Annotated in this window: 25 protein-coding genes; 7 read left to right on the plus strand and 18 right to left on the minus strand. The window is 69.2% G+C overall.

Annotated features, from left to right (window positions below; translation table 11 throughout):
* Positions 1-42: 42 nt before the first annotated feature.
* Positions 43-1,218 (minus strand): lipase family protein, encoded by a 1,176-nt coding sequence (locus IU450_RS17765; RefSeq protein WP_195150868.1) that lies wholly within the window; start codon positions 1,216-1,218, stop codon positions 43-45.
* Between the two features lie 180 nt (positions 1,219-1,398).
* Complete coding sequence (locus IU450_RS17770) at positions 1,399-1,992, minus strand: YdeI/OmpD-associated family protein (RefSeq protein ID WP_228834732.1); 594 nt, start codon at positions 1,990-1,992, stop codon at positions 1,399-1,401.
* A gap of 43 nt (positions 1,993-2,035) precedes the next feature.
* Here IU450_RS17770 and IU450_RS17775 point away from each other — a divergent pair, with 43 nt between their 5' ends.
* A complete protein-coding gene (locus IU450_RS17775; RefSeq protein ID WP_195150869.1) occupies positions 2,036-2,413 on the plus strand; it encodes a PIN domain nuclease in 378 nt (125 codons plus the stop codon).
* Positions 2,414-2,438: 25 nt separating this feature from the next.
* Here IU450_RS17775 and hsaB read toward each other — a convergent pair whose 3' ends face one another.
* The 4 genes from hsaB to hsaA are packed head-to-tail and all read right to left on the minus strand — an operon-like array spanning position 2,439 to position 5,990.
* Positions 2,439-3,011: a 3-hydroxy-9,10-secoandrosta-1,3,5(10)-triene-9,17-dione monooxygenase reductase subunit gene (hsaB, locus tag IU450_RS17780; protein ID WP_181719017.1), complete on the minus strand. Its 573-nt coding sequence runs from the start codon at positions 3,009-3,011 to the stop codon at positions 2,439-2,441.
* Positions 3,012-3,031: 20 nt separating this feature from the next.
* The gene (gene hsaC / locus IU450_RS17785; protein ID WP_195150870.1) at positions 3,032-3,937 is read right to left on the minus strand and encodes an iron-dependent extradiol dioxygenase HsaC; all 906 of its coding nucleotides are present in this window, start codon (positions 3,935-3,937) and stop codon (positions 3,032-3,034) included.
* A complete protein-coding gene (gene hsaD / locus IU450_RS17790) occupies positions 3,937-4,815 on the minus strand; it encodes a 4,5:9,10-diseco-3-hydroxy-5,9,17-trioxoandrosta-1(10),2-diene-4-oate hydrolase (protein WP_195150871.1) in 879 nt (292 codons plus the stop codon). Before hsaD ends, hsaC begins: the two co-directional genes overlap by 1 nt.
* An 11-nt stretch (positions 4,816-4,826) precedes the next feature.
* Positions 4,827-5,990 (minus strand): 3-hydroxy-9,10-secoandrosta-1,3,5(10)-triene-9,17-dione monooxygenase oxygenase subunit, encoded by a 1,164-nt coding sequence (hsaA, locus tag IU450_RS17795; RefSeq protein WP_195150872.1) that lies wholly within the window; start codon positions 5,988-5,990, stop codon positions 4,827-4,829.
* A 197-nt stretch (positions 5,991-6,187) separates the two neighbouring features.
* On the opposite strand from hsaA, the gene IU450_RS17800 reads away from it, so the two are divergent.
* The 3 genes from IU450_RS17800 to IU450_RS17810 all read left to right on the plus strand — a co-directional run bounded on the left by IU450_RS17800 (position 6,188) and on the right by IU450_RS17810 (position 8,704).
* Positions 6,188-7,384, plus strand: coding sequence for a Rieske 2Fe-2S domain-containing protein (locus IU450_RS17800; RefSeq protein WP_195150873.1), 1,197 nt, complete (start codon positions 6,188-6,190; stop codon positions 7,382-7,384).
* Complete coding sequence (locus IU450_RS17805; protein ID WP_195150874.1) at positions 7,384-7,716, plus strand: hypothetical protein; 333 nt, start codon at positions 7,384-7,386, stop codon at positions 7,714-7,716. The genes IU450_RS17800 and IU450_RS17805 overlap by 1 nt, the downstream gene beginning before the upstream one ends.
* A gap of 118 nt (positions 7,717-7,834) precedes the next feature.
* A complete protein-coding gene (locus IU450_RS17810) occupies positions 7,835-8,704 on the plus strand; it encodes an MBL fold metallo-hydrolase (RefSeq protein WP_324197714.1) in 870 nt (289 codons plus the stop codon).
* A 6-nt stretch (positions 8,705-8,710) separates the two neighbouring features.
* Here IU450_RS17810 and IU450_RS17815 read toward each other — a convergent pair whose 3' ends face one another.
* Together IU450_RS17815 and IU450_RS17820 are read right to left on the minus strand one after the other, a co-directional pair.
* Positions 8,711-9,121 carry a cupin domain-containing protein gene (locus IU450_RS17815; protein ID WP_195150875.1) on the minus strand — a complete coding sequence of 137 codons (411 nt, stop codon included), beginning with the start codon at positions 9,119-9,121 and terminating at the stop codon, positions 8,711-8,713.
* Positions 9,122-9,167: 46 nt separating this feature from the next.
* Positions 9,168-10,217 (minus strand): saccharopine dehydrogenase NADP-binding domain-containing protein, encoded by a 1,050-nt coding sequence (locus IU450_RS17820; protein ID WP_195150876.1) that lies wholly within the window; start codon positions 10,215-10,217, stop codon positions 9,168-9,170.
* A 95-nt stretch (positions 10,218-10,312) separates the two neighbouring features.
* Here IU450_RS17820 and IU450_RS40945 point away from each other — a divergent pair, with 95 nt between their 5' ends.
* Positions 10,313-11,230 carry an AraC family transcriptional regulator gene (locus IU450_RS40945; protein ID WP_195150877.1) on the plus strand — a complete coding sequence of 306 codons (918 nt, stop codon included), beginning with the start codon at positions 10,313-10,315 and terminating at the stop codon, positions 11,228-11,230.
* Positions 11,231-11,298: 68 nt separating this feature from the next.
* Entirely contained in the window at positions 11,299-12,147 is an 849-nt protein-coding gene (locus IU450_RS17830; protein WP_195151080.1) for a phosphotransferase, read from the plus strand.
* 2 nt (positions 12,148-12,149) lie between these two features.
* Here IU450_RS17830 and IU450_RS17835 read toward each other — a convergent pair whose 3' ends face one another.
* From IU450_RS17835 to IU450_RS17850, 4 genes are all read right to left on the minus strand, one after another.
* Positions 12,150-12,902, minus strand: coding sequence for a DUF427 domain-containing protein (locus IU450_RS17835; RefSeq protein ID WP_195150878.1), 753 nt, complete (start codon positions 12,900-12,902; stop codon positions 12,150-12,152).
* A 92-nt stretch (positions 12,903-12,994) separates the two neighbouring features.
* Entirely contained in the window at positions 12,995-14,242 is a 1,248-nt protein-coding gene (locus IU450_RS17840; protein ID WP_195150879.1) for an MFS transporter, read from the minus strand.
* Positions 14,239-14,697 (minus strand): MarR family winged helix-turn-helix transcriptional regulator, encoded by a 459-nt coding sequence (locus IU450_RS17845; RefSeq protein ID WP_324197716.1) that lies wholly within the window; start codon positions 14,695-14,697, stop codon positions 14,239-14,241. The genes IU450_RS17840 and IU450_RS17845 overlap by 4 nt, the downstream gene beginning before the upstream one ends.
* A 126-nt stretch (positions 14,698-14,823) precedes the next feature.
* Positions 14,824-15,315 carry a cupin domain-containing protein gene (locus IU450_RS17850; RefSeq protein WP_195150881.1) on the minus strand — a complete coding sequence of 164 codons (492 nt, stop codon included), beginning with the start codon at positions 15,313-15,315 and terminating at the stop codon, positions 14,824-14,826.
* 75 nt (positions 15,316-15,390) lie between these two features.
* Here IU450_RS17850 and IU450_RS17855 point away from each other — a divergent pair, with 75 nt between their 5' ends.
* Positions 15,391-15,993 carry a helix-turn-helix domain-containing protein gene (locus IU450_RS17855; RefSeq protein ID WP_324197717.1) on the plus strand — a complete coding sequence of 201 codons (603 nt, stop codon included), beginning with the start codon at positions 15,391-15,393 and terminating at the stop codon, positions 15,991-15,993.
* A 10-nt stretch (positions 15,994-16,003) separates the two neighbouring features.
* On the opposite strand, the gene IU450_RS17860 is transcribed toward IU450_RS17855, so the two are convergent.
* From IU450_RS17860 to IU450_RS17885, 6 genes are all read right to left on the minus strand, one after another.
* Entirely contained in the window at positions 16,004-17,401 is a 1,398-nt protein-coding gene (locus tag IU450_RS17860; protein ID WP_195150883.1) for an FAD-binding oxidoreductase, read from the minus strand.
* 214 nt (positions 17,402-17,615) lie between these two features.
* Entirely contained in the window at positions 17,616-18,671 is a 1,056-nt protein-coding gene (locus IU450_RS17865; RefSeq protein ID WP_195150884.1) for an acyl-CoA dehydrogenase family protein, read from the minus strand.
* A gap of 43 nt (positions 18,672-18,714) precedes the next feature.
* The gene (locus tag IU450_RS17870) at positions 18,715-19,746 is read right to left on the minus strand and encodes an acyl-CoA dehydrogenase family protein (protein WP_195150885.1); all 1,032 of its coding nucleotides are present in this window, start codon (positions 19,744-19,746) and stop codon (positions 18,715-18,717) included.
* Entirely contained in the window at positions 19,743-20,885 is a 1,143-nt protein-coding gene (locus tag IU450_RS17875) for an acyl-CoA dehydrogenase family protein (protein ID WP_195150886.1), read from the minus strand. The genes IU450_RS17870 and IU450_RS17875 overlap by 4 nt, the downstream gene beginning before the upstream one ends.
* Positions 20,885-21,790, minus strand: a complete 906-nt coding sequence (locus IU450_RS17880; RefSeq protein WP_195150887.1) for an enoyl-CoA hydratase — start codon at positions 21,788-21,790, stop codon at positions 20,885-20,887. The genes IU450_RS17875 and IU450_RS17880 overlap by 1 nt, the downstream gene beginning before the upstream one ends.
* On the minus strand, positions 21,790-23,343 hold the full coding sequence (locus IU450_RS17885; RefSeq protein WP_324197718.1) for a FadD3 family acyl-CoA ligase: 1,554 nt from the start codon (positions 23,341-23,343) through the stop codon (positions 21,790-21,792). The genes IU450_RS17880 and IU450_RS17885 overlap by 1 nt, the downstream gene beginning before the upstream one ends.
* Between the last annotated feature and the right edge of the window lie 62 nt (positions 23,344-23,405).

Below are 23,405 nucleotides of genomic sequence, written 5' to 3' on the forward strand. Positions count from 1 at the left end.
ACTGAACTACCGTTCGCGGCCGCGATGTCTGGTGCGCTTCGGTTACGTGGGTGGGAGGACACCCCCGAGGAAGGACAGCACGTCGGGCCAAGCGGCGTCGACGATCCCTTCGTGGTCGGCGTTGTAGCTGTGGAACTCGTATTCCGTTCCGGCGATGGTGAATTGAGCGAGCAGCGCCTGGGTGAGCGCAAGCGGAACGGTGTTGTCGGCGGTGCCGTGCGCGAGGAACAGCGGCTGGTGATATCCGGAGGTCGGCACTCGCAGATAGCGGGTGAGGGTGTCGGCCAAGGGGCTGCCTGCCACCGACCGGTCGAGCATCGCCCCGATCGAGACGCCTTCGACCGCGGCGGGCCAGTCGGGTTGGCACCGTCGGTCGATGCGAGCGAGCGCCTGCGTGCCGGTGGGTGTCAGGACGGATGCCACCGCGTCGGGAGCGCCGAGGCGCACCCCGTCCAACAGAGCGGCGAACACCGCGGTGAAGCCGTCGAAACCGGGAATCGCGGGTATGTACGGCCCGGCCGCGGCGAGGATCTTCTCGATATTGGACGGCGGCGCGAGCGCCGCCGTGCCGCGGAATTCGAGTTCGGGAGCGTAGTGGTCGGCGATTTCGCCCGTGTTGAGCGCGGCGTGCCCGCCCTGCGAGACGCCGGTCACCGCCCACCTGCGTCCGAGCGCGGGCTCGACGTGCCGGGCGGCGCGCACGAGGTCGACGGTCGCCGTGGCCTCGGTGCGCGAATGGAGGTAGGGGTGCACGGTGGCCGCGCCCGCCCCGAGACCGACGTAGTCCGGTGCGACGACCGCATAGCCCTGCTCGAGCAGCCTCCGGACGATGGGCGCGTCGTATCGCGGATTCGTGCTGATCCCGCAAGCCGGGCCGAGGCCGCTGGTCCCGTGTTCCCAGGCGACGATGGGCCGGCCGTCCACCGGCGCGGGCCCGGCCGGTGTTGCGAGCACCCCGGTCGCCGTCGTCAGTGCTCCCGTCGGGCCCTCGGTGACGTACTCGAGAAACCGGGCGGGCTCGATGTCGCCCCACCCGCCCGGGAAGTCGTGCGAACTGACCACCGACCCCGGCCCCGCTGTTGTGGCGGCGCTCCGGTCGACCTCGTCGGCATGCGCGGTTGTCTCCGCCGTGGCGATGGCGAGCCCGGCGAGCACGAGCGCTATCGAGCGCCGGGGCCTGGGGATCGTGCCCGCACGGCGGAACCAGTTGGTGAGCATCGGCTTCCTTCGCATACGCGTCCCGAATTGCTTTGCTGCATAATATATCTCAAGCTCGCCGATGCGCAGGAGCCGACGTCACTCAAATCCGCGGTTGTGGACGGCTGTGCACGACCCCGCGCGTACGGCAACGGCGGGAGCGCGGAACGCAGTGTGGCCCGCGCGTCGCGGCGAGTGCGGTTATCCGCTCAACTCCGTGAGGATCCGGCGCAGCCGGGTGGCGCGCTCGGCGGACGTCCGCGCCTTCATCAGTCGCAGGAACACCGCGTACCGCGCAGTGCGGTCGAGCTGCTCGAAGCTGTCTCGCGCGCGGGGATTCGCGTGGAGCGCGTCGCGCAGGTCATCGGGGCAGGTGGCGGTGCGCTGGCGTTCGTAGGCGGCCGACCAGCGCCCATCGGATCGTGCGGCGGCGATGGCCGCGAAGCCGGCGCTGTGCATGCGCCCGGCGGCGATGAGCGCTTCCGCTCTGTCGACGTTGACCTGTGACCACGGGCTCTTCGGTCGGCGCGGGGAATACCGCTGGAGGTAGTGATCGGCGTCCAGGCGGCGGCGGTGACTGTCGATCCACCCGAAGCACAGCGCGCCGTCGAGCGCCTCGGTGATCGTGAGCGTGGCGCCCGCCGCTCCCTTCTTGGCGATCTTCAGCCAAACATCCTCGGCCCGGTCGTGATTGGCGGCGAGCCAGTTCTCCCACCGGGTCGCGTCGGCAAAGGTGAGAACGTTGGTCGGGTCGAACTGATCCATGGCGGTCTCCCGTGGTGCGGTGCTGGGCATACACCCGATCCTCCTACTCAAAGTGCTCAACGATTGAGCACTTTTGGGAGGGATATCGTCGTCCACGAACCACCGGGGCTGCCGCGGCCGCGCCGCCGCGGCGGGATTGATCGCCATGTGTCCGATAACCGAACTCGAGTTCTTCTTCAGCGCACGCTCCATGGCTGACCGCGAACAAGCGGTCGACGAAGTGCGGGCAGTCTTCGGCTGGGAGCCGGTCGATGATCGCGCGTACGACCGAGCTTGGACTGTGCAAGGAGAACTGACGAAGCGAGGACTCCATCGCAGCGTAGGCCCGGTTGATCTGGTCGTCGCCGCCACCGCCGAACTGCGTGGGCTGACGCTGCTGCACCGGGACCACGACTTCGACTGCATTGCCGCAGTGACCGGCCAGCCACACCAGTGGCGCGGCTCGAGCTAGCCGGGGTGCAACTTGTCGGTCCCTACTACAGCCAGGTGTCCAGGGTTGTCGTGGTGAGAAAGTGCTCCAAGTCGGCGCGCCACGGGGCCGGGGTGGTCTTCTCGGGTTCGATGGCGGTGTACTGGCCCCGGTAGAACAGCAGGGGGCGGCCAGTGGTTGTCGTTTCGGTGAGGGCCTGGACCCGGCCGATCACGATGTAGTGGTCGCCGCCGTCGACGACGCTGTCGACCTTGCACTGGATGGTGGCCAGCGCGTCGTCCAGGACCGGGAGGTCCAGGTCGGAGGTGTGCCAGGCGGCGCCCGCGAACTTGTCGGGTTCGCGGGAGCCGAACCGGGCGCACAGTTCGCGCTGCTGTTCGGCGAGGACGTTCACGCAGAAGCGCCCGGATTTCTCGATCGCCGCCCAGGACCGGGACGCCTTGGTGGGGCAGAACAGCACCAGGGGCGGTTCCAGCGAGAGGGCGGCGAACGATTGGCAGGCGAAGCCGATCGGGGCCTGCTCGCCGTCGAAGGTGGTGATCACGGTGATGCCGGTGCAGAACTGCCCCAGCACATTCCGGAACTGCCGTGGATCGATCTCGGATCCGTCCGCGGTCATCGTTTCGCTCGCCCTCTCGGTCACTGCTGTCGTTGTCCGACGGTGAAGTCGTGGCCCCACAGGCTCACCGCGGTGGATTCCCGCGCGATCCAGTCGTGGTCGTCCACTTCCAGGCCCTCACAACCGAATTCGACGTCGAACCCGCCCGGCGTCTTCATGTAGAAGGAGAGCATCTTGTCGTTGACGTGCCGTCCGAGCGTCGCCGACATCTTGACCTTCTTGCGCAGCGCGCGGTCCAAGGCCAGTCCGACGTCGTCGGCGTTCTCCACCTCGATCATCAGGTGCACGATGCCGCTCGGCGTCGGCATGGGCAGGAACGCCAGCGAGTGGTGGCGCGGGTTGCAGCCGAAGAACCGCAGCCAGGCGGGCTCGCCGTCGGCCGGGCGGCCGACCATCTGCGGTGGCAGCCGCATCGAGTCGCGCAGCCGGAAGCCGAGGACGTCGCGGTAGAACTCCAGCGCCGCCTTGTCGTCCTTGGTGCTGAGCACCACGTGCCCGAGCCCCTGCTCCTCGGTGACGAACTTGTGCCCATAGGGACTGACCACCCGGCGATGCTCCAGCGCAGCGCCGTGGAACGCCTCGAGCGTGTTGCCGGAGGGGTCGTCGAACCGGATCAGCTCGTACACCCGGCGATCGGCCAGTTCGGCGGCGGTGCCCTCCTTGAAGGGCACGCCCGCCGCGTCCAACCGGTTGCGAATGTCCTGCAGCTCCGCGGCGTTGGCGGTCTCCCAGCCCGAGATCTGCAGCCGGTCCTTTTCGCCGGGGACGATCACCAGCCGGGCCGGGAACTCGTCCATGCGCAAATACAACGCTTCGGGGTCGGCCCCCTTGCCCTCGACCATGCCGAGGACCTTCAGGCCGTACTCCCGCCAGGCGGCCATGTCGGTCGCCTCGATTCGCAGATATCCCAGTGAACGGATTCCCATCACTTCTCCTTGACGCCCGCGAGGAAATCGATGGCCAGTCGGTTGAACTCGTGGAACTTCTCCAGCTGTGCCCAGTGCCCGCACCCGCCGAAGACGTGCAGCTGTGCGCGCGGGATCAGCTTGGTCGCCACCAGCGCGCCGTCCAGCGGGTTGACCCGGTCCTCGCGACCCCAGATCAACAGCACCGGCTGACGCAGCTTGTAGGCGTCGCGCCAGAGCATGCCCTTCTCGAAGTCCGCGCTCGCGAACGACTTGCCCATGGCGCGGGTCGCGGCCAGCGCCTCCGGCGTGCTCGCCGAAGCGAACCGCTCGTCGATCAGCTCGTCGGTGACCAGCGACTGGTCGAAGACCATGATGCGCAGGAACGCCGCCAGGTTCTCCCTGGTCGGCTCGTAGTTGAACTTGGAGAGCAGCTTCACGCCCTCGGTCGGATCGGGCGAGAACAGGTTGGTGCTCAGCCCGCCCGGTCCCATCAGGATCAGCTTTCCGGCCCGATCCGGGTAGTCCAGCGCGAACCGGACCGCCGCGCCGCCGCCGAGCGAGTTGCCCAGCAGGTGCACCCGCGAGGTGATCTCCAGGTGGTCGAGCAGGTCCTTCAGCGCCGAGGCGCTGTGCACGAAGTACTGCGGATGCTCGGTGGGCTTGTCCGAGCGGCCGTAGCCCGGCTGGTCGACGGCGAGCACGTGGAAGTGCTCGGCGAGCACCGGGATGTTGCGCGCGAAGTTCGACCACGAGGACGCGCCCGGACCGCCGCCGTGCAGCAGCACGATCGTCGGCCCGTTGCCGACGCCCGCCTCGTGGTAGTGCAGCCGCAGATCGGGCCGCACCTGCGCGTAGCGGGAAGTCGATTCGGCGGTGAGTTCCACGGTCGATGTCACGGTCACCCCTCCTAGACCATGCCGTCGGTGACGGGCAGCCCGAACTCGTGCGTGCCGTACATCAGGTACGCGCGCTCTGGATCGTTGGCCGCGTGCACCCGGCCGGCGTGCGCGTCACGCCAGAAGCGTTGCAGTGGTGTGCCGTTCGACAGCGCGGTGGCCCCGGAGCTCTCGAACAGCTTGTCGATCGCGGCGATCGAGCGGCCGGTCGCGCGCACCTGGTCGCGGCGGGCCCGCACGCGCAGGTCGAACGGGATCTCCTCGCCCGCCACCAGCAGCGCGTATTCCTCGGCCACGTTGCCCGACAGCTGGCGCCACGCGGCGTCGATGTCGCTGGCGGCCTCCGCGATGCGCACCTTGGCGAACGGGTCGTCCTTGGCCTTCTCGCCCGCGTAGGCCGCGCGCACCCGCTTGCCCTGGTGCTCGACGTGCGCCTGGTAGGCGCCGTAGGCCATGCCGACGATCGGGGTGGAGATGGTGGTGGGATGGATGGTGCCCCACGGCATCTTGTAGACCGGGTCGGTGTTCTGCTCCAGGCCGGGCGATTTCAGCTCACTCATCGCGCGGAAGCTGAGGAAACGGTGTGACGGCACGAAGACGTCCTTCACCACGACGGTGTTGGAACCGGTGCCGCGCAGGCCGACCACGTTCCACACGTCGTCGATGCGGTAGTCGTCGCGCGGGATGAGGAAGCTGCCGAAGTCGACCGGCTTGCCGTCCTTGATCACCGGGCCGCCGAGCACCGCCCAGGTGGCGTGATCGCAGCCGGATGACCAGGCCCACGCGCCGTTGACGAGGTAGCCGCCGTCGACCACCGTGCCTGCGCCCATGGGTGCGTAGGAGGAGGAGATCCGCACTTCGGTGTCCTCGCCCCAGACGTCCTCCTGCGCCTGCCGCGCGAACAGCGCGAGGTGCCAGTTGTGCACGCCCACGATGCCCGCCACCCAGCCAGTGGAGCCGCACGCGCCGGCGATCTTGCGCACGGTGTCGTAGAAGACGACCGGATCGGCGGCGTGACCGCCCCACTGCTTGGGCTGGAGCAACCGGAAGAAGCCGGTCTCCTGCAACGCCTTCATGCTTTCGTCGGGGATGCGCCGCAGGTCCTCGGCCTCCTGTGCGCGTTCGCGCAACGTCGGCAACAGCGCTTCGACCCGTTCGGTCACTTCTTGCGTCATCTCGGGACCTGCTCCTGCCTGGTCGGTGATGTCCAGAATGTCATTTGCCTCTGAGACTAGAACAGGTTCCTATTTCTGTCGAGAACCGGTGTTCACCCCCGCGCGGACATGCGCTCATGCAGGAAGTGGCGTGAATCGCTGGCGTCCGAGCCCCCAGTTTTGTAACGTGTTCTAGTACAGATGGAGGAGGAATCGCGATGGCAGTTACCCCACAGGGCGGCGCGAAGGTCCGGGAGCTGGATGTCGGCACCGCACCGACCCGCTATGCGCGGGGATGGCATTGCCTGGGTCTGGCCAAGACGTTCCGAGACGGCAAGCCGCACGCGGTGGACGTCTTCGGCACCAAGCTCGTCGTATGGGCCGACAGCAACGGTGAACTGCGGGTGCTCGACGCCTACTGCAGGCACATGGGCGGCGACCTGAGCATGGGCGAGGTCAAGGGCGACGACATCGCCTGTCCGTTCCACGACTGGCGCTGGTCGGGCACCAACGGCAAGTGCACCGCGATTCCGTACGCGCGCCGGGTGCCGCCGTTGGCGCGCACCAGGAAGTGGACCACGCTCGAGCGCAACGGCCAGCTGTTCGTCTGGCACGACCACGAGGGCAGCCAGCCGCCGCCGGAGATCACGATTCCGCACATCAAGGGCCCTTACACCGACGCGGACGGCAACCCCGCCGAGCAGCTCGACAGCGGGTGGACCGACTGGACCTGGAACTCGATGCTGATCGAAGGCGCCAACTGCCGCGAGATCATCGACAACGTCGTCGACATGGCCCACTTCTTCTACATTCATTTCGCCTTCCCGACGTACTTCAAGAACGTCTTCGAGGGGCATATCGCCACCCAGTTCCTGGAGACCAAAGGCAGGCCGGACATCGGCATGGCCTCCAAGTACGGCGGTGACACGCTGCTCAAGTCCGAGGCCTCGTATTTCGGACCCTCGTACATGATCAACCCGCTGATCAACATCTACAGCGGTTACGAGGTCAAAAGCGTCCTGATCAACTGCCACTATCCGGTCACCCAGGACTCCTTCGTCCTGCAATGGGGCATCACGCTGGAGAAGCCGAAGGGCGTCGAGGGCGAGATGGCCGACCGGCTGGCGGAGAAGATGACCGAGGGCATCAGCGTCGGCTTCCTGCAGGACGTGGAGATCTGGAAGCACAAGTCCAAGGTCGAGAATCCGCTGCTGTGCGAGGAGGACGGGCCCGTCTACCAGCTGCGCCGCTGGTACGACCAGTTCTACGTCGACCTGGCCGACGTCACCGACAAGATGACCCAGCGCTTCGAGTTCGAGGTGGACACCACCAAGGCGAACGAGGCGTGGGAGGCAGAGGTCGCCGAGAACCTGCGGCGCAAGCGCGAGTCCGAGGAAGCCGAGGCAAGCGTCTGATGGCGGCCACCTGGGCGAAGGCACCCGATTTCGCCGATCAACCCGCGCGGCGGGCCGAAGTGCACGCCCAGACGGTGGTCGACAAACAGCGGTACCTGGAGGACGGCCTGACCCCGCTGCGGTGTCAGGCCTGCCAGAGCCAGGTGCTGGTGCGCAAGAGCAGCACGCACCAGACTTCGGTGCAGTGGACCGGCGACCCGGCCGAACGCTGCCCGGTCTTCGCCGAGCTGAGTGCGGGCGGCCACGGGCCGGGCCGCCCTGACTCGTGTCCCGACCTCGAGCGCACCATCGCCTGGGCCGTGACCGAGGGACTGCTCGAAATCCCTGACTAGGCAGGGTATTCGGGGGCGCTCGGCACGGATCGGTTTGCCCGCCGATCGCCGCGGCGGTGACCGTGCTGTCGCGGCCGAGTCGTGCTCGGGCTACGTTGACGGGAACAAGAAGACCTTCGTGCCGGAACGGATCCCGTCCGATCCGGCGCCGCAGGAGGGAGTTTCCGTGATGCTGGTGCGGCATCTGGACTGCGCGACCATGTGCCCGGTCGGCGGGCGCGCGCTGCTGGGCAGCGGTGGGCTGCTGACCGGCGGGCTGGTCGGGCATTGCCTGCTCGTCGAGTCCGATGACGGGCTGGTGCTGGTGGACACCGGGTTCGGCATAGCCGACGTGCTCGACCGCGGCCGGCTCGGTGTCGGTACCGCGCGCTTGCTGCGACCGCGGCTGCGTCCGGAACTCACCGCGCTGCACCAGATCCGCGGGCTCGGCTATCGGCGCGAGGATGTCCGGCACATCGTGCTCACCCATCTCGATGTCGATCACGCAGGCGGGCTGTCCGATTTTCCGGACGCCACCGTGCACGTCTTCGCCGACGAACTCGACGCGGCGACCCAACGGCTCACCATCGGGGAGAAGCTGCGCTACCAGCCGCGCCAATGGGAGCACGGACCCCGCTGGCTGGCCCACGAAACCGGCGCGGACACGTGGTTCGGCTTCACCGCTGTCCCGGTGCTCGAGGACATCATGCTGATTCCGCTGGTCGGGCACACTCGCGGGCACAGCGGCGTCGCGGTCCGGCAGAGCGACGGGTGGCTGCTGCACTGCGGTGACGCCTACTTCCACCACCGGCAGCCGACGGTGGGGAAGGCTCGTCCGCCGGTCGGGCTCGGCGTCTTCGAGGTGTTGGCGGGCACGCTGGGGCGCGCGCGGGTGGAGAATCTGGAGCGCCTGCGCACGCTGCGCGCCGACCACGGTGATCGGGTGCGGATGTTCTGCGCGCACGACCCATACGAACTCGCTCAATTCGCCACGGCGCCGGTGCGCTGAGCCCGGTCAGTCCAGCCGGAAGTCCGCGAAGTCGAATCCCGGCGCGACGATGCAACTGACCAGCACATATTCCGCGTCCGCCGGTCGTGCCGACTGGCTGACACCGCCGGGCACCACGGCCTGGAGCACTTGACCGCGCTCCAGGTCGGGGCCGAGGATCACCGTCTCGCCGCCGATGTCCAGCGCCAGCGGTCCGCCGCGATGCCAGAGCCACAGCTCGTCGGAGCGAACGGTGTGCGGCGCCGACCGCTCGCCCGGCAGCAGCAGGAAATGGATCGCCGTGGCGGCGGCGCGCGGACCGGGGTAGCCCTCCGGCGTGAATTCCACCGGACTGCGCCAGGTTTCGCGATACCAGCCGCCCTCGGGATGCGGCGCGAGATCGAGGGCGACGGCGAGCGGCGGTCGATTGTCGGTCATCGTTCGACTATGCCCGATCCGCCGACTGCCCGATCCGCCCCGCCGCTCAGCTCTCCTCGATGCGCCAGGTGATCCCGAACGGCGCCAGCGCATCGAGGAAGTCGGCAGCGTCGAACGCTTCGGCGGGGGCCAGCGCACCCGGTGCGGCCGCGCCCTCGGCCAGCCGGACGGCCGTCTCCACCGCCATCAGCGCCGAATCGCGGTAGGAGTCCACCCCGCTCACCACGCCGCGGACCCGGCCGCCGTCCGCACCGAACGTATCCACCACGAGGTCGTAGCGCAGATCCGAACTCGGCTCGTCGGGCAGCGTCTCGATGACTTCGGCGGTGAAACCGCTGAGCATTTCGAGGATCGAGGTGGCGAGTACGCCCTCGACGTAGGAGACCTCCGAGTGCCGGGGGATGGTGACGACCGGGGGCTGCGGGAACTTCGCGACGGGAGTCGGCTGCGCGTCGCCGGGGAAGGTCATCTTGTCCCGCCGTGCGGTGGTTCCGGTGCGCAGTTCGCCGCCCTCGTAGTGCCAGCCGCCGCTACGGAACCAGTCCAGGCTGGCGAACACCGTCTTCGCGCTTCCTTTGGAACCGTTGCCGCCGCTCTTGCTCAGGTGGCTCAGCACCACCTCGGCCGGTCCGGCCACCCGGCGGGTGGTGAGGTGCGCGAGCAGGTCGCCGGGGAGATTGCTGTCGGTGATGCCGGAGACCACGGTGACGCCCGCCGCCGCGGCACGCGGACCGAACTCGTCGAAAACCCGCCGCAGGAACAGTTGTTCGCCGGACATGTCGGTGTAGTGCGCACCCGCCTCGATGGTCGCGCCGAGCACCGCCGCACCGTTCTCGACGTAGGCGGGCAAGCTGCTGATCACGACGCCGGCTCCGGTGAACGCGGTGACGAGGGCAGCGTGGTCGGTCAGCTCCGCCACCCGGATGTCGGCGTTCGGGAGGTCCGCGGCATGGGCGGCGGCCCGGATGCGATCGGCGTCGCGGCCCACCAGGATCGGGGTGATGCCGCGGCGGCGCAGTTCGGCGAGCAGGTAGCTGCCGGTGTGGCCGGTGGCGCCGTAGACGGCGATGGTGGGGGTGGCTTCGTTTGATGTCATGAGAGAAATGTATTGCCCATCCGTGAGTCGTCCAATGCCTAATTAGCTCGATACTTTGTCTGTAACGCTCACATTAGGAGTGCTACGGTGTTCGGGTGGACATCCTCAGCGAGGCTATCGCCGCCATCCGCACCGGTAGCCCGACCTCGGGTCTGTTCGTTCGGCACGCTCCGTGGGGTCGGCGGTATCCCGTGGTGCCCGGCGCGGGGTTCCACGTCGTCTTGCAAGGGTCGTGCTGGGTGGTGCCGCCGGACGGCCGGCCGATGGCGCTCGGCGTGGGTGACGTGCTGTTCATGCCGCGCGGCGCCGATCACGACTTGGTCGACAGCTTGGACTCCCCGGTCACCGAGCACGCGATGCCCGGAGAGCCGAGGGAGATCGTGGGGCCGGGTGTTCGGACCGCGTTGCTGTGCGGCGCCTACGAACTCGGCCGCGGTCGCAGCCATCCGATTCTCGACGAGTTGCCCGAGTTCATCCACCTGCCCGCGCGCCCAGGGCGTCATCCGGCGTTGCGCGGCGCCGTCGATCTGCTGGCCGCGGAGATCGCCGAGCCGCGTCCGGGCAGTGACGCGGCCGTGCCCGCGATCCTGGAGACGTTGCTGCTGTTCATCCTGCGGGCCTGGTTCGACGAGCAGGCCGACGTGCAATCCTCCGGTTGGGCAGGCGCTTTCGCCGATCCGGCCGTAGCGGCGGTGTTGCGCGCCGTGCACGAGGAGCCCGCCCGAGCCTGGACCGTCTCCGATCTCGGTCACGTCGCCGGCGTCTCCCGCGCCACCCTCGCCCGCCGCTTCACCTCGACGGTCGGTGAACCGCCTCTGGCCTACGTCACCCGCTGGCGCATGCTGACCGCCGCCCGCCTGCTCCGCGACACCGACAGCAGCCTCGGCGCCGTCGCCCGCCGCGTCGGGTACACCTCGGAATTCGCCTTCGCGAAAGCCTTCAAACGCGAATACGGCCTTGCTCCGGGCCAGTACCGCCGCGCGGCCGACAGCACGCCCTTGGTCGCGGTCTGACCCGAGGGCGCGGTGACGCGGTCCACCGGGGTAGGAATCGACGCGTGGAATCCGCACGCGCCGCCGCGCTGATCGAAGCCCATCGCCCATTGCTCGACCGGCTGCTGCCCGATGACGACCGCGCCGCGCTCACGGTGCGCGAGGGCCAATTCCACCTCGTGGTGCTGGGCGCACAGCGGGTGGTGTGCCTGGCGCGCACCGAGGCCGCCGCCGCGCGTCTGTCCGCTCGGGCGGCGACGTTGCGAGCACTCGCCGAGCCGCGTCTGGGCATCGCCGTTCCGCAACCGATCGAGCTCGCGGGGCTGGACGAGGACGTCGCATTCCTGCTGCTCACGCGGATCCCCGGCGAGCCGCTCGACGACACGATGCTCACGGATCCGCAGTCCGTGGAAGCCATTGCGAGCCAATGTCACTCGCTGCTGGCCGCGCTTACGGCAGCGGCGGCCGATCGGCGGATCCGCGCCCTGCTTCCGGCGGCCGCGCCCCATCGCTGGCACGACTTCGCCCGAGCGGTGCGCACGGAGTTGTACCCGCTGATGGCCGACCACGGGCGCGATCGCGCGGAGCGGGAACTCACCGCGCTCCGCGACCTTCCGGCCCGTGCCGACGCGGTGGTCCACGGCGATCTCGGCGGGGAAAACCTGCTGTGGGAGAGGGACTCCGGTGTTCCAGTGCTGCGTGGTGTGGTGGATTGGGACGGCGTCTGTCTCGGCGATCCCGCCGAGGATCTGGCGGCGCTCGGCGCCGGGTACGGCGCGGACATGCTGCGCCGGATACTGGCCCACCTGCCGCCGGAGCCCGGACTGGCCGAACGCATCATGGCCATCCAGGGCACCTTCGCCTTGCAGCAGGCCCTGGACGGACACCGCGACGGTGACGACGCGGAACGGGCCGACGGTCTGTCGGGCTATCGCTGAACTCAGCTGAACGGCGAGCGGGGCCGTTCCTGGAGTTCACCGTCCACGTAGATGTCGACCTTCTCGTTGTAGAAGCAGACCAGCCCGGCGACTTTCTGACTTTCCGGAAGAGGTGTGCGGTAACCCCACACGTAGTCGGGATACTCCTTGCCCTCGACGCGCACGGTCCAGTAGTCGGCGGTGCCCTTGTAGGGGCAACTGGTGTGGGTGGCCGACGGGTGCAGCAGATCCATGCGGACGTCCGTCATCGGCAGGTAGTACCGCGCGGGCAAGCCGGTTTCGAAGAGGATGCGCGGCGCGCGCGAGTCGGCGACGGTGACGCCGCCGATCTCGACACGCACATGGCGTGAACTGGCCAGGATGTCGACGCGCGAGTACGGGTTGCGCGGGTGGACGTAGATCGGTTCGTCCTCCTCGAACCACTCGTCCATCGCGTTCCACTCCAGCCGCACCAGATCGCGCAACTCGATGATCGGCGAGTCGTGATACCGCAGTGCCGCCCCGCCCGCGGTCGTGCCGTCGACCATGACGTCGTAGACGGTCGCGTCGCCGCGGCTCGTGGAGTGCTCGGTATGTCCGTTCGGTTCGAGCTTCGCGCGCAGATCCGCGACCGGCAGATAGTAGGCCGGGTAGTGCGGGTTCTCCCACACGAGCACCGGGCGCACGCTGTCGGCCACCAAGTGGCCGCCCAGGTAGACGCGCACCCGCTTCCGGCTGGTCTCGACGCTGACGCGGCCCCGCTTCGCTTCGGTCATATTTCTCGACCGTACTCCTCGCACCGGCCGGCGCCAGGGGTGGAAACGCCGAAGGCAGCCACGCCGGTGACTGCCTTCGATGTGCCGTCGGATCAGTCGTCGCCGACCGTGATGGCCTGGGCTTCCTCGACGCTGTGCGGTGCGGGATCGTGCTCGTCGAGGTGGGCCAGGGCGGCGCGCCCGGTCATCAGGACGACGACCGCGGCGGCCGTGCACGCCGCGCCGACCCAGAACGGCAGCGAGATGCTGTGCTCACCGAGTTTGCCAGCGAGGTAGGGCGCCGCGGCGCCGCCCGCGAAGCGGACGAAGCTGTACGCGGCCGACGCGGTGGACCGTTCCACCGGCGCCGAGATCATCACGGCCTCGGTGATCAGCGTGTTGTTCACCCCGAGGAACAGGCCCGCCAGCACGGTGCCGCCGATGAGCACCGGCTTGTGCTCGGCGAAGACGGCCATCACCGCCAGATCCGCCGCGAACAGTCCCAGCGACAGTCCCATCATCGGCAACGAACCGAACCGGCGCTGCAACCGGGGAGCCAGGAACACCGACGCGATCGCCAGCAGAACGCCCCAGCCGCAGAAGATGAAGCCGATCGCGTAGGTGCCCATGTCCAGCGGGAACGGGGTGTAGGCGAGCAGGGTGAAGAAGCCGAAGTTGTACAGCAGGGCCGTGATGCTCACGATCAGCAGCCCGCGGTGGCGCAACGCGCGGAACGGCGCCGCGATCGAGGTGTGGTGCGTGGGCTTCGGGCCCTCCGGCAGCAGGACGACGATGCTGACCAGCGCGACGGCCATCAGCACGGAGACGCCGAAGAACGGTCCGCGCCAGCTGATTCCGCCGAGCACGCCGCCGACCAGCGGACCGGTCGCGATGCCGATGCCGAGCGCCGCCTCGTACAGGATGATCGCGCGGGCCACGCCGCCGCTGGCCGCGCCGACGATGGTGGCCAGCGCCGTGGCGATGAACAGCGCGTTGCCCAGACCCCAGCCCGCGCGGAAGCCGACGATCTGCGTGACCGTGCCGGACATACCGGCCAGCGCCGCGAACGCGATGATGATCGCCAGGCCCGCGAGCAGCGTCTTCTTGGCGCCGAAGCGGCTGGACACCACGCCGGTGACCAGCATGGCCACGCCCGTCACCAGCATGTAGCTGGTGAACAGCAGCGACACTTGGGAGGGCGAGGCGTGCAGCTGCTCGCCGATCGGTTTGAGAATGGGATCGACCAGGCCGATGCCCATGAACGCGATCACGCTCGCGAACGCGACCGCCCAGACGGCTTTCGGTTGCTCGGTGTCGTCCGCGGCCGGTGCCGCGGCGCGGGTGGGAGCCAATGTGCTCATCGATGTCCCCTCGATATCGGATCGTGCTGTCGCGTAGCCGTTTTCAGGGCCTCCAGCAGGTCGTGCAATTCGGTGTCCAGCCGTGCCAGGCGTTCGGCGTCGAAGCCGGGAAGGTGTCCGCCGATCACGGCGGCGAATGCTCGGCGGAACTCGGCCAGCCGGGTTCGCCCGGCCGGGGTGAGCTCGATGATGACGGCCCGGAAGTCCTCCGGGTCCTTGCGCCTGGCCGCGAATCCTTCCGCGACCAGCTTGCCGATCAGCGCCGTTGCCGCCGGCTGTGAACATCGGTCGATCCTGGCGAACTCACTGACCCGCAACGCGCCGTGTTCGTCGAGCACCGCCAGCGCCCGCAACATGGCCCGCGGCAGGTCGTCGCCGCTGATCACCCCGGCCAGCCGAGTGAGCCTGCCCGCGGTGACGAGAAGGTCGACGACGATGTCATCCGCTGCGTTCACCGGAGCTTGCTGCACCAAAATATTATTACATAGGCTAACTATCTATCTGCGGTGAAGTTGGCCACACGATCCGGATCCGTGGACGAGCCCCGCGCGGCGGCGGGCTCCGCGGGGCTCGTGCTGGGATCAATCATCCTGCACGGCAACGGGATCGGGCTTCGTTTCCTCGTAGCGGATGTCGTAGGCCGCCGCGATCGGATTGATCTTCACCGGGTCCAGCACGCCGTCGGTCAGCACCGACGCCCCGGCTTCGAAGAGGTCTTCCAGGTAGCACTCCCAGCCGCCGGGTGAGGAGATCTGCAGTACCCGCGGCGGCGGCTGCGATCCACAGCGCAGGGCGTGCGGCACACCGTGGGGCAGCAGCACGAACATGCCTTCGGTCGCGGAGAGGGTCCGGTCGTCGAACTCCACCTCGAGCGTGCCCTCGAGCACGTAGATGCATTCGTCGGCGACGTGGTGTGTGTGCCGGGGGATATCGCGTGCGAGAGTCACCTCGAGCAGGGAGAACCTGCCTTCGGTGTCGGCGGTGGTGGCTTTCACCGCGAACGCGGGCGGTAACGGCACTCGGCCGGGACGTGCCTGGCCGGGGCTCAGGAGGCGGAAACGATTGTCGGACATACTGCTACCCTTCGATGGCATGAAACGGAAACGGAGTCCGATTCCGTTTGAAGCGTAAACATGGAGGGATCGCCAGTGTCAAGGCCATCGACGCCCCGGCGGCAGCGCGCCGACGCCGCGCTCAACCGCACCCGCATCGTTGCCGTGGCTCGCACGCTGTTCGCCGAACGCGGTGCGGCGGTGCAACTGCCGGAGGTGGCTCGCGCCGCCGGAGTCGGGGTCGGCACCGTCTATCGCCATTTCCCCACCCATGCCGACCTCGTCGAGGCGGTCGCCGAACAGCGCTTCGCCGAGATCGAGGACTTCGCCCGCACCCAATGCCTGCCTGCCGAGGCCGGCACGGGCCTGGCCTGCTACTTGCACCACGTGGGCGCGGTCCTGGCGGCCGATCGTGGACTCTCGGCGGCGATCGGGGCGGCGCGGCAGTCGGCGGGCAGCGAGCCGAGGGGCGAATCCCGCGCCGCGCTCGAAACTGTGATCGGCGAACTGCTCGAGCGCGAGCGCGCCGCGGGAACGCTACGAGACGACTGCACGGTGGCGGACGTCTACATGATCGTCGGCGCGTTGTCCGCGACCATCGCCGGTGGCAGCGGCGACTGGCGGCGACTGGTGGAGATCGTGCTCGACGGCCTGCGTCCGCGGACCGCCGATGCGGCCCGCGCACGCGCGGACGGGTGATCCGGCTGGGTCAGCCGGGTGCGATGTTGGCGTTGCGGTGGAAGACATTCCCCGGGTCGTAGTGGGACTTGATCCGGGCCAGCTTCGCGTATTTGGCGCTTCCGTAGGATTCGCGGACCCGGCCGTGGTCCGCGTCCGCCATGAAGTTCACGTAGCCGCCGCGGTTGGACGCCATGGGGCGCAGCGCTTCCCACGTCCTGCGCACCCATTCCCGGTCGAGGGCGAGTGTCTCGGCGTCGGGAGCGATCGCGTTGATATTGCACCCGTAATGCGGGGTGCGCGCCCCGCCGAATGCCGTGTCGTCCTCGCCGACAGTGCTGAACGCGCCGTTGAGCGGAAAGATCGGCATGAACGACAGCGGCGCGGTTTTCTCGGCGGCCTTCTCGGTGAGCACCGCGATGACGTCGTTCGAGAAATCGTCCAGGTCGAGCGCCTTTTCGTAGCCGCGGATGCCCCACGGCGCCGCTTCATCGAGCATCCGTTGCAACCCGGCATACGGTATCGGGCTGAGGAATTCGAACAGCGGCGGCAATGCGTCCCGGATCGGCGCCACCGCGGCGGCGTGCTCCTCCGCGGTGCCGAAACCGGCGACGATCAGGGCGTGGCCCGCTCGGCCGTGGTATCGCTCCGGGACGAACGGCGCGGGCGGAGCCGACATCGCCAGCGCTATCAACGCTCCCGACCGGCGCGGCAGCGTCGGAATGAACTCGCGGATCAGGCGGAGTGCGTCGGTGCCGTCCGGCATGTCCCAGAAGAACAGGCCGAGATGCACTTCCGGGCCGACCTGATGCAGGCGGTACTCGAATTCGGTGACCACGCCGAAATTCCCGCCACCGCCGCGCAATGCCCAGAACAATTCCGCGTTCTCGGTCTCGGACGCCCGCACCACCTGGCCGTCGGCGAGGATCACCTGCGCCGAGACGAGATTGTCGATGGCCAGCCCGGCCATCCGGGTCAGCCAGCCCATGCCGCCGCCGAGGGTGAGGCCGCCGACGCCGGTATCGCTGATCACCCCGCCGGTCACCGCCAGCCCGTGCGCCTGGGTCGCGGCGTCCATGTCGGCCATCGTCGCCCCGCCGCCGACGCGGGCGCGCTCGGTCTCCGGATTCACCGCGACGCCCTTCAGTGCGGAGAGGTTGATCATCAGGCCGCCCTCGCCGACCGCGGTCCCGCTGTAGGAGTGCGCGCCGCCGCGAACGGATATCTCCAGCCCGCGGTCCCTGGCGAAGGCCAACGCGGCGGCCACGTCGCGGGGCGACAGGCACTGGGCGATCACCGCCGGGTGCCGGTCGATGTCCGCGTTCCAGATGGCGCGGGCTCGGTCGTATCCGATGTCCGCGGGGCCGTACACCGGCCCGTCCATGGTGGACCGTAATACCTCGAGATCGGAATTCACTGTTTGCGTCATGGCATCCTCCCGGCTGGTAGGCCCCGACGACTTGATGGAGGCGAGCCGCGATCTCGACTCGCTACGGCACCGATCCCGACCTGCGGTGCCACTCGAAAACGCACCCCCGAGCATGCGCGTGTGGCGCGTGTCACATCTTAGTTCATCGCGTCCGCACCGGGCAGAATTCCGGACCGGCGCACCGCCGATCACAGCGGTGCGCCGCTGCCCCGGCTCATGCGGGCTGCGTCACCGGACGGTGTGCGGCGCCGAACAGCTGTGCATCCGCGTGGGCGCGCTTGAAGAACAGATGCGCGTCGTGCTCCCAGGTGATCGCGATGCCACCGTGCAACTGGACGGTCTCGGCCGCGATCGCGGTGAGCGCCTCCGAGCAGTGCACGCGGGCGGCCCAGACGTCCTCGGCGGCCGACGGGCTGTTCGCCGCCACCGCCGCGGTGGCCGCGATCGACGCGGACCGGGCCGACTCCAGCAGCACGTACATGTCCGCCATGCGGTGCTTGAGCGCCTGGAAGCTGCCGATCACCCGCCCGAACTGCACACGGGACTTGGCGTAGTCCACCGTCATCTCGAGGCAGCGGTCCGCCGCGCCGACCTGCTCGGCGGCCAGCGCGGCCCACGCGATCTCCCGCAGCCGGGCGATGATCGCCGCCGGCTCGCCCGAGCCGAGCCGCCGCGCTTGTACTTCGGCGAAGCCGACTTCGGCGAGCTTGCGGGTGGGGTCCATGGTGGGCGCGGATCGCCGGGTGACGCCCGGTGCGGTGGGCTCGACCTCGAAGAGACCGGTCGGGGTCACCACGACGAGGGTGTCCGCCGACATCCCGTCGAGCACGTAATGCGCGGTCCCGGTGAGCGCGCCGTCCGTCTCACGCACGCCCGGCTCGTCCCAGCCGCGCTCGCCTGCCCAGCAGACCGCGATCGTGCGCGTGCCCTCCGCCACCTGGGGCAGCAGCCGCGCGCACGCCTGCGCGTCGCCCGACAGCAGCACGGCCTGCCCGCCGAGGACGGCGGAGCCGAGCATCGGCACCCCGGCGAGTGTGCGGCCCAATTCGCCCACGACCAGCAGGGATTCGACGAGGCTCGCGCCGAAGCCGCCGTACTCCTCGGGGATCGCCAGCGCGGCGACGCCGATCTGCTCGCACAGCAGCCGCCACAGCGCAGGGTCGTAGCCGAGTTCGGTGTCCATCGCCGCGCGCACGGCCGCGGACCCGGCGTGCTTGGTCAGCAGCGCCCGGACCGACGCGAGGAATTCCTGGTGTTCGGCGGTGCTCATACGATGCCCTCCCGCACGGGCCGTGCGGAGTCACGCGGGGTGCTCATGCGATACCTCGCTCGGCGCGATCCCGCTCGGAGTCCTCGCGCAGCGCCGCCGCGATCCGGGAACGGTGCAGGTTCGGCGTACCCCACGCCGAACGCAGCGCGGTCACCTTGGTCAACCACAGCGAGAGGTCGTACTCGGCGGTGTAGCCGATCGCGCCGTGCACCTGGAGGGCGGCGCGAGCCGCGCGATGAGCCGCGTCGCCGCAGGCGATCACCGCGGCCGAGACGTCCCGGCCACGGGTGGGGCCGGTCATCGTCAGCGCCGCACGGTAGAGCAGTGGTTCGGCCAGGTCCAGCGCGATCAGCACGTCCGCGAGCTTCTGCTTCACGGCCTGGAACTCTCCGATCGGCTTGCCGAACTGCTTGCGCTGCTTGGCGTATTCGGTCGACGCGTGCAGCAGGGCCCTACCGGCGCCGAGCAGTTGCGCCGCGCAGGCCAGCGCGCCGGTGTCGAATCCCGCGGCGACGGCCGCGCCGACCTGCTCGCCCTCGGTGACGGTCTCGACCGCGGTGACCGCGAACAGGCGGCGGGCGGGATCGACCGATCGCACCAGACCGGCGCGGTGTCCGGTGGCCAGCTGGTTCGCTTCGGCCAGCAGGACCACCTCGGCGGCGTCGGCGTCCAGTGCGACGTTGCCGGGGCCGGGCGAGGCGAAGGCGACGGTGCCCAGCGCCGTGCCCTCCGCGAATCCCGGCAACCACCGCGCGGCCGGCTCCTGGTCCGGAAGTGCTTGCAGCAGAGCCGGAATCGCGGCCGCGGTCTCCACCAGCGGTCCGGGCACGGCCGCGCGGCCGATTTCCTGGAACGCCACGACCAGATCGATCGGCTCGGCGCCGATGCCGCCGTGCTGCTCGGCGACGGCCAGACCGAGCACACCGGCCTCGGCCAGCTGCCGGATCAGCGCGCGGCCAGGTCCGCTGTCACCCGAAGCCCACGCGCGCACGGCGGTGGGCGTACGCCCCGCCTCCAGCAGCTTGCGCAGGCTGGCGCCGAAGTCGAGTTGTTCGGGGCTGAGCGCGAATCTCATCGGCTGCTTCCTCTCGGTAGTCCGAGCAGCCGCTCGGCGATGATGTTGCGCTGGATCTCGTTGGTGCCCGCGTAGATCGGGCCGGACAGCGCGAACAGGTAACCGTCGGTCCACGGCCCGGAACGCTCCGCGGACGCGCCGAGCACCTCGAGCGCGGTCTCGTGCATGGCGATATCGAGCTCGGACCAGAACACCTTGGTGATCGAGGATTCCGCGCCCAGCTTGCCGCCCTCGTTCAGCCGGGTGACCGTGCCGAAGGTGTGCAGCCGGTAGGCCTCGCTGCCGATCCAGGCGTCCACCACCGCGTCGCGCTGGGCGGTGTTGTCCTGCTCGCCTGCCTCGCGCCACAGCTCGATCAGCCGCTGCGCGGTGGCGCTGAACCGGCCGGGGCTGCGCAGCGAGAGGCCGCGTTCGTTGCTGGAGGTGCTCATCGCCACGCGCCAGCCCTCGCCGGGCGCGCCGATCACGTCGCGGTCGGGCACGAACACGTCGTCGAGGAAGATCTCCGCGAAGCCGGGCTCACCGTCGAGTTGCGGGATCGGGCGCACGGATACGCCGTCGGCGGTCAAGGGGAACATCACGTAGGTGAGGCCCTTGTGCCGCTCGGCCTCGGGATCGCTGCGGAACAGGCCGAAGGCCCAGTCGGCGAAGGCGGCGCGCGAGCTCCACGTCTTCTGGCCGCTCAGCACCCAGCCGCCGCTGGTGCGCCGTGCGGTCGAGCGGATACCGGCCAGGTCGCTGCCCGCTTCCGGCTCGGACCAGGCCTGCGCCCAGATGTCGTCGCCGCGGGCCATCCGCGGCATGATCCGCTCCAGCTGTTCGGGTGTGCCGTGTTCGAAAAGCGTCGGCGCCAGCAGGAATATGCCGTTCTGGCTGACCCGCCCCGGCGCGCCCGCCGCGTAGTACTCCTGCTCGAACAGCACCCATTCCAGCAGCGATGCGTCGCGCCCGCCGAATTCCTCCGGCCAGGAGACCACCGAGAGCCGGGCGTCGGCGAGGGTGCGCTCCCACGCGCGGTGCGCTTCGAATCCCGCTTTCGTGTCCATCGAGGGCAGTGGTTTCGCGGGTTTGTTCGCGGCCAGGAATTCGCGGACCTCCCGCTGGAATTCCTGGGTCGCCTGGTCGAGATCCAGATCCACTACGTCGTTCCGTTCTGTTCTGCGGTGCTCGCGGAAGCCTTCATCGACTTGGCGTTCATGCCGCCGAGCGAATCGGCGCCGACTTCGGCGTTGTGCGCGTGCGCGAAGTGGTGCAGGCCGAAGACCGAGTCCATGCCCGACCGCATGCCCATCAGGTCCTCGGCCTGGTTGACCGCCTTCTTGGTCAGCGCGAGACCGAATTGCGGCATCGTGGCGATCTTCTCGGCCAGCGCCAGCGTCTCGGCCTCCAGTTCGGCGCGCGGCACCACCCGGTTGACCATGCCCCACTCCTTGGCCTGCGCGGCGCCGAACCGGTCACCGGTGAACAGGAACTCCTTGGCCGCGCGCGGACCCATCACCCACGGGTGCGCGAAGTACTCGACGCCCGGAATGCCCATGCGGACCACCGGATCGGAGAAGAACGCGTCGTCGGAGGCGATGATCAGATCGCACACCCAGGCCAGCATGAGCCCGCCCGCGATACAGGCGCCCTGCACCATGGCGATGGTCGGCTTGGGAATCTCCCGCCAGCGCCTGCACATGCCGAGGTAGACCTCGAGTTCCCGGGCGAAGCGCTGATCGCCACCTGCCCGGTCCACGTGGTCCCACCACAGCGCGGCCTTGTTCGGGTACCGCACGTGGTGGTCGCGGCCGGGCGTGCCGATGTCGTGCCCGGCGCTGAAGTGTTTCCCGTTGCCCGCCAGCACGATCACCCCGACCTCGGGGTCCTGCACGGCGCGCTCGAAGGCCGCGTCGAGCGCGTAGGTCATCACCGAGTTCTGCGCGTTGCGGTAGTCCGGCCGGTTCAGCGTGACGATCGCGACGCGACCGCGCCGCTCGTAGGTGACGACCTCACCCTCGTCCGGGATCGCCGGACCTTCGTCCGGGGTTGCCGGTTCCGACATTACGACTTCTCCTCACGTAGTTGACGCTTGAGCACTTTCCCGGCGGCGCTGTAGGGCAGCTGATCGCGGAATTCGATGAACCGCGGCACCTTGAAGTTGGCCAGCACGGTGCCCGCGTGGGCGAGCACCTGGTCCGCGGTGAGGGCCGAGCCGGGCTTGCGCACCACGTACGCCTTGCCCACCTCGCCCATCCTGGTGTCGGGCACGCCGATCACCGCGGACTCGGCCACGCCGTCCAGCCGGGCCAATGCCTGTTCGACCTCGGCGGGATAGACGTTGAAACCGCCGGAGATGTACATGTCCTTGAGCCGGTCGGTGATCTTCAGGTAGCCGCGGTCGTCGACCGTGCCGATGTCACCGGTGTGCAGCCAGCCGTCGGCGTCGATCGTCTCCGCGGTGCTGTCCGGATCGTCCAGGTACCCGAGCATCACGTTCGGTCCGCGCAGCAGGACCTCACCCGCCGCGCCGATGCGCAGTTCGAAGTCCGCGATCGGCCTGCCACAGGTGTTCGCGATGGTCTCGGCGTCGTCCTCGACGCGGCACATGGTGCCGAAACCCGCGCTCTCGGACAGGCCGTAGGCGGTGATCACGACGTCGAAGGCCAGTTCCGAGCGCATCCGCTCGATCAGCACCACCGGCACCGTCGCCGCGCCGGTGACGGCCACCCGCAGCGAACTCAGGTCGAACTCGGCGCGGCGCGGGAAGTCCAGGATCGTCTGGTAGATGGTCGGGGGGCCGGGCAGCACGGTGACCTTCTCCGCGCCGATCAGCCGCATCGTCTCCGGCACGTCGAAGGTGGCCTGCGGGATGATCGTGGCACCGGTGACCAGGCAGGCGAGGATGCCCGCTTTGTAACCGAAGTTGTGGAAGAACGGGTTCACCACCAGGTACCGGTCGTCGCCGCGCAACGTGGCGCATTCGGCCCAGGCGCGCACCACCGACAGCGCCTGCCGGTGCGCGACCAGGGTGCCCTTGCTGCGGCCGGTGGTGCCGGAGGTGAACAGGATGTCGGACAGGTCGTCCGGACGCACCGACTCGGCGCGCTTCTGCGCGTCGGCCGCGGTCACCTGCTCGGCGACGGTCGCGAGTTCCGACCAGTCCAGCGCGGCGATGTCGGTGTTCTCCGTGCCCGGTTCGGCCGGGATCACCACCACCGTATCGATGGCCAGGTCCGGCGCCGTCGTGCGCAGTTCGGCGAGCCGGTCGCGGCCGAGGAAGGGTCCCGCGATGAACAGCGCCTTCGCGTGCACCCGCCCGAGCACGTCCGCGGCCTCGTCGGCCACGTAGCGGGTGTTCAGCGGCACCAGTGCCGCGCCCGCGTAGTGCGCGGCCAGCGCGGCGATCACCCAGTGGTGGGTATTCGGCGCCCACATGGCCACGCGGTCGCCGGTCCGCACGCCGCGTGCGATGAGCGCTCGCGCGACCTCCTGGACCGCCTCGAGCAGCCCGGCCCAGTCCAGCCGGACCTCGCCGTCGGCGATAGCGGGGGCGTCGCCGAAGGTCCGAGCGGCGTGGTGCAGTGCCATCGGTGTCGTCTGTGCAGGGGTTGTCACGGTTGTCCTTACCGTCCGCGAGCCACTTATGCGAGTGCTCTACAAAGCAAGTGCTTGGTAGG

The organism is Nocardia abscessus, from assembly GCF_015477775.1.
GTDB lineage: Bacteria > Actinomycetota > Actinomycetes > Mycobacteriales > Mycobacteriaceae > Nocardia > Nocardia abscessus_A.